At 42.8% G+C, this 6042-nt stretch carries 4 protein-coding genes; all 4 read left to right on the forward strand.

Going from position 1 to position 6042, the window contains the following annotated elements:
• Nucleotide 1 precedes the first annotated feature (1 nt).
• Nucleotides 2-1150 carry an RNA-binding domain-containing protein gene (locus L2082_RS07165; protein WP_446007929.1) on the forward strand — a complete coding sequence of 383 codons (1149 nt, stop codon included), beginning with the start codon at nucleotides 2-4 and terminating at the stop codon, nucleotides 1148-1150.
• 139 nt (nucleotides 1151-1289) lie between these two features.
• The gene (locus tag L2082_RS07170; RefSeq protein WP_446007928.1) at nucleotides 1290-2252 is read left to right on the forward strand and encodes a Wzz/FepE/Etk N-terminal domain-containing protein; all 963 of its coding nucleotides are present in this window, start codon (nucleotides 1290-1292) and stop codon (nucleotides 2250-2252) included.
• 184 nt (nucleotides 2253-2436) lie between these two features.
• Nucleotides 2437-4437 carry a polysaccharide biosynthesis protein gene (locus tag L2082_RS07175; RefSeq protein WP_446011567.1) on the forward strand — a complete coding sequence of 667 codons (2001 nt, stop codon included), beginning with the start codon at nucleotides 2437-2439 and terminating at the stop codon, nucleotides 4435-4437.
• Between the two features lie 207 nt (nucleotides 4438-4644).
• On the forward strand, nucleotides 4645-5760 hold the full coding sequence (locus L2082_RS07180) for a hypothetical protein (RefSeq protein WP_446011568.1): 1116 nt from the start codon (nucleotides 4645-4647) through the stop codon (nucleotides 5758-5760).
• Nucleotides 5761-6042: the final 282 nt, after the last annotated feature.

Below are 6042 nucleotides of genomic sequence, written 5' to 3' on the forward strand. Positions count from 1 at the left end.
AATGCCATATAATCAGGACGACATAAGGCAGCTTATACAGCAGGGCGAGAATCATGCTGTAGAGTTTAAGTTATCTCAGGTTCATGCGGACTCCCTTGCCAAAGAGATGACCGCTTTTGCCAACTCATATGGCGGGGTGGTTCTGTTAGGAGTTGACGACAAGGGCAATATACAAGGTTTATCCAAAGACCGTGATTGGGAAGAATGGGTGGCCAATATTTCCCGTAATAATGTCATACCTCCAATTATGTCTGCGTATCAGGAGGTTGATATTGACGACGGAAAAGTCGGTGTCATCACGGTCGAAAAGGGGCTTGAGCGTCCCTATCAGACCTCCCGATCATTATTCTTAGTCAGGGTAGGATCGACAAGTCGGACCGCTACGCAAGGCGAATTGATGCGGCTGTTTCAGCAGGCCGGGTTGTTTCATTTTGATTTGACAGCAGTGCAAAACACCGGCTTGAAGGAACTTAATCTGACTAAAATAGCTGATTATTTTCAACGATGGGACGTTGATATTACAGATGAGGAGGATCTGGAAACGTTACTTGCCAACACGGATATTCTTACCCATGACGGACAGGTCACAGTGGCCGGTCTTCTGCTTTTCGGGTTGCAGCCGCAACGATTTCTGCACAACAGCAGTATAATTTTTGCTCATTATCTCGGGAAAAAAGCGGATTCTGAACTGCTTGACCGACAGGTCATTGAAGGAACACTGGATTATCAGGTGGATGCCTGTCTGACTGTCATTAAGCATAATTTGAAGAACCCTTCGGTAATTATTGAGGGTAAACGTGAGTCAACGATTGTACAGTATCTGGACAAAGTATTTCGTGAGTTGCTTGTTAATGCCTGTGTGCATAGAAACTACGCAATCAGTGGTTCAAGAATTCGCATTCTCCAGTTTAATGATCGCCTGGAATTTATCAGTCCCGGTCGATTGCCGAACACAGTGACCATTGAAAAACTTCGTAGCGGAGTATCCTATGCTGTCAATCCGGTTATAGTAAAGTTTATGGAAAACCTGCGATATATCGACAAACTCGGGCGAGGGTTGCCGATGGTATACAGAGAAACAGTACAACTCGGCAGGCAACCGATTTTTGAGGAGTTCGGTGAAGAGTTCAGGGTGACGTTGCCGCTTTAGGTGCCCATAGTTATTCCAGTTTGCTATTGCAATATCAGGCGATTTGTTTTTTAATCGTACTGCTTCAATTATAGTCAACTTTTTTGGTCCAATACCTAAGTCTGAAAGTTGAGTAAAAAAACAAAAAAGGATTTTTTTTATGGGTCAGTCAAACACTGAGCAGCATCAACCATACCACTCCGACGACGAAATTGATCTTGCGGAACTGTTCCTCATTTTATGGAAACGAAAGATCTTGATCATTCTGGGCACCGTTGTATGTGCGCTTGCAGGAATAGGGATATCTATATTTATGACCGAGGTTTATGAAATTGACGCTCTTATTGAACCTGGAAAACGGATCGTTGAGAATGAGGAAGTGCCTGTAGCATCACCTATAGCGATCAAGGAAAAAGTGCTTGCTGGTGTTTTTGACCAAAATATTCAGAAAGAATTGAAGATATCAGCTCGGGAGTACCCCAATATCTATGTTGATTTGCCTAAAGATACCAATTTGGTCAAGTTCAGGATTGAGAGTTCGGACATCCAGAGAGCCAAGGATATTCTTAACGCTATTCTTTTACGAATCACCAGAGATACTGAAGAAAAAATCAAAAAGACGAAAGATGAGATTGAAAACAAGATCAAACTCGCGAAGATTGTGTATCAGGGGAAGGTTAATCAGGTAAAGCTTTTAGCCGAACAAGTCAAAGAAACAAAAGCAACCATAGAGGATTTTAAAATGGAGCGCAAAAAAGCCATGTCGTCTCGTTCTACGGATGCAATGGCTGTTTTGCTCTATTCCAATGAAATACAGAACAAGCAGATATACCTTAACGATTTAAATCGTAAACTTAGTGACATGGAAACGCAGAGCCAAGCCTCCAAAATCGAGTTAGAGCAGTTAAAGCTTGATCTCTCCAATATAATAGCCACCCAAATTGATAAATCCCCTACAGCTTCTTCAGATCCGATCAAGCCTAAAAAGATCCTGATCGTGGCATTGTCGTTCTTGCTAGGGCTGATGGGGACGATTATGCTCGCCTTTATCCTGGAATATGTTCAAGCGGCCAGGCAACGCAAAGAAGATGGAAGCCAAGGAATGCACTATCGAACCGACTGATAAAATATACGCCAACAGCCTTCATTGCACAAACAACGGTACAAGCGAAAAAAGCATTGATCATAACTTTGACAATCCTTGCTGCACTTATGGCTGGTGTCTGTTGGCACTTGCAACGGAGTATTTCAGCCGGGTTGGCAAGCAATAAGCGGAACACTCCGTTGAATACGAGACAAGAACTATCGTGGACACACCTGGAATCCAAGAAATAAAAAAGCAGGCAATACTCTTTAAAAGCCTTGCCGGAAACCCAAAGTTCTGGCTGGTTTTGCTGACAGATATTGCACTGCTGATTATAGCCCATTGCTTGGCCTATGTCATTCGCTTTGCCGATGCCATTATGGGATCTTCCCCTTTCAACTACCTGGCCATGTCGACAATTCTGTCGCTCACCGGCCTGCTGGTATGTGTCAAAATACCCATTTTCTATAGTGTTGGACTCTATCGGGGAATGTGGCGTTATACAAGTTATTCCGATATTCTCAATATTCTCAAGGGGACCATATATTCAGGGGCGCTGGTGATTATTGCCATGCTTTTTATCAACCGTTTTCAAGGGTATTCGCGTTCCATTTTCCTCATTGACTCCATACTCACCTTCCTGCTCCTCAGCGGTCATAGGGTGTCAATTCGCTATTTCTACAAAAACGTTGAGGGGCCCCGGCAATTTTTTCGCAGTCCGCAGAAAGAACGCAAAAAAAGAATCCTTCTTGTTGGTGCCGGTTCGGCGGCCGATAAGGTACTCAGGGAAGTGCATGATAATACTAAACTTCCCTATACAGTTGTTGGTCTGGTTGACGATGACCCAAGGAAAACCGGTCTGAAAATTCACGGTGTTCCTGTGGTGGGGCTTGTTGAGGATCTGGATGAACATATTGCCAGAACCAGGGCCGAAGAGACGCTTATCACCATTTCGGCTATAAGTGGTGCGGCTATGCAGCGTCTTGTTGGTATCTGTCAGGAGACGGGTGTCCCCTTCAAGGTGCTGCCCGGCATCGGCCAATTGATGGATGGCAGGGTCTCCATCAAGGCCATCCGTGATATCTCCTATGCCGATCTCCTTGGCAGAGAAGAAGTTTGCTTGGAGCAGGATATGATTGGCAGTTATCTCCATGGCGCTATCGTTTTGGTCACCGGAGCAGGAGGTTCCATTGGCTCGGAGCTGACCAGGCAAATTCTCTGTTTTGCCCCGCAAAAGCTCATTCTTTTCGACTCGGGCGAGGAAAATCTCTACACCATTGAAAATGAACTGCAGCAGGAGCATAAAGCCGACAATCTCGTCACTATTTTAGGTAAGGTCCAGGACCAGGGGTTGCTGGAGTATACTTTCAAGAAATACAAGCCCACTGTGGTCTTTCATGCCGCCGCCTATAAACATGTACCTCTGGTTGAGACCAATCCTTGGCAGGCAATCCACAACAATGTTTTTGCCGCTCAGCTTCTCATTGAGACTTCAATAGTGCATGAAGTGCAGCGTTTCGTGCTGGTCTCAACGGACAAGGCGGTTCGTCCCACCAATGTCATGGGAGCCTCCAAAAGACTGACAGAACTGCTCATGATAGCATATAACCAGAAAAACTGGGACGGCAGTTTCTGTCCGGCACGAAGGCGACTGGGCGAACATGCAGGCAAATGTCCTGATACACACACAACGATTTTTATGGCTGTCCGTTTCGGCAATGTCCTGGGCTCCTCCGGTTCTGTCATTCCTCTCTTCAAGCGCCAGATCCAGCGAGGAGGCCCCGTTACTGTCACCCATCCCGAAGTCACCCGTTACTTCATGTCCATCGAAGAAGCGGCCCAGCTTATCCTCCAGGCCGGTGCCATGGGTAAGGGGGGCGAGATTTTTGTCCTGAAAATGGGGGAGCCCATTAAAATCGTCCAAATGGCAAAAGACCTTATCAAACTCGCTGGCCGTGAACCTGACACGGAAATTGAGATTCAATACACTGGCCTGCGCCCTGGCGAAAAACTCTATGAAGAGCTCATAACAGAAGGCGAAGGAATTGTGGAAACCAACCATGAGAAAATCATGGTCCTGCAGGGCAACGGCTTGACGTGCGCAGAACTTGGCTCGTGCCTCGAACTGCTTCACCAAAAGTCAAAGGCCCATGACAGCGAAGGTATAAAGGCCATACTGCAGAAGTTGATTCCTGAGTATCACCCCGAACAAACCAGAAACTGAGAATTTGATGGTGTCCCTTTGGAGCGTTGTTCAAGCTAACAATCAATTGTAGTGAATTGAAACTGCGCATTTTTTTGGCACAGAAGCTCGCTTATGCAATCTGCTGTTAACGCTTAACTTTACCTACACAGCACTCAACAGAGCGACTATCCAAAAACGACTATAAAAAAATACTTTTGTGAAATTTTGTAAGGCGAACGAGTATATATGAAAGAATTAATATATCCAATAGTAAATAAATTAATTCTTCCTATATTCCCCTTTTTACTAACATTGGCCCTACAACATTACGACGGAGCCGAAGCAGATGCCTTCTTTTTTTTGTATAGTTTGTCTTTGATTGTGAGTGGCTTTTCGGATTTCGGCTTTCGATTTTACCCTTATAGAGTGTCTCTTGCCGAATCTTTTTTGTTTAAAAAAATCAAGATAATATTTTCATTTTTGGCGAGTTTGTTATTTTTTATAATAATTTTTTGTGTAGGGCATAACTACCTATATGCTTGGATATTTGCTCTGATAGTACCGTTTTATGGGTTCTCCGACATTGGAAATCATGCAATGAAGGCACATGGTTTACAACGTCAGCTGTTTAATATTTCCTGGCGATCATGGGTAGTTGTTTTAGTAGTCTTATTGCCATCTTTGTTAAGTAGTTTGCAGTTGTATTGTGTACTAAGTTTGTTTGCGGCAAATTTGGTTAGATTTTTGTTTTCATCCAAGTTGTTGAGAAAGTTTAAGAGGGAAAATATTAACTCTCCTCTTGAGGAATTTGATTTATGGGAAGGGGTCGCTCAGGTTTTGTTTGTGTTAAGAGACAAATTACCATTTGTACTTTATCCTATTCTATTTTCTCTATCTGGGCTTGCAATTACCGGTGTTACCTTAGGCGTGATAGGGAAAATATCTGGATTAGGTATCGCTTTTTTTGAGGTAAAGAATAGGGAGAGAGTGGGGTTTAATGCTATTGAGATAAACATTATTATTTTGATATCTTTATTTTTGGTTTTCGTTTATACTGCTTTTTGTCGCATAACTGGAATATTCGAGTTTTCAGTATATTATGCAGTCGCATTGTTTCTAATATTATTACTATCTTTTTTTAATCAATTTAATCGGATGTTTCTTTTTTCAAAGAAAAAATCAAAATTTATTGTTACGATAAATTTTTTACTAGCCTTATTTGTTCCTGGATTATTAATTATATTTGAAGGAAAAAATGCAATTTTTGCATGTGTGTTAGTAGAGGAAGCGATTATCTTTATACTCTACTTCCTTTTTTTACACGGCAATCGCATGACTTGCTCAATAACTTCTAAAAGTTAACTGAATTTGTAAATGCTGGTTTTGGCGGATATAAACAAGCAGATCTTTTGTGGATGTTTCGTCACGGCAAGATATTCTGGGAGCATCTGCTGGTTGCAAGTGTCAAGCTTATCTTGCGACGGTACGATATTACAGAAGACACCTTGTCTTGGGATTAAAGTGGACCCCATCGTCAACACAAAAATTGGCATAATTTAAGATAGATTTCGGGCTAACAACAAACTCTCTTATCTGGTGATTTCCTCCTATATTTGTTTGACTGCATCACATCAGGAAAAATGA

Source organism: Candidatus Electrothrix sp., from assembly GCF_052785085.1.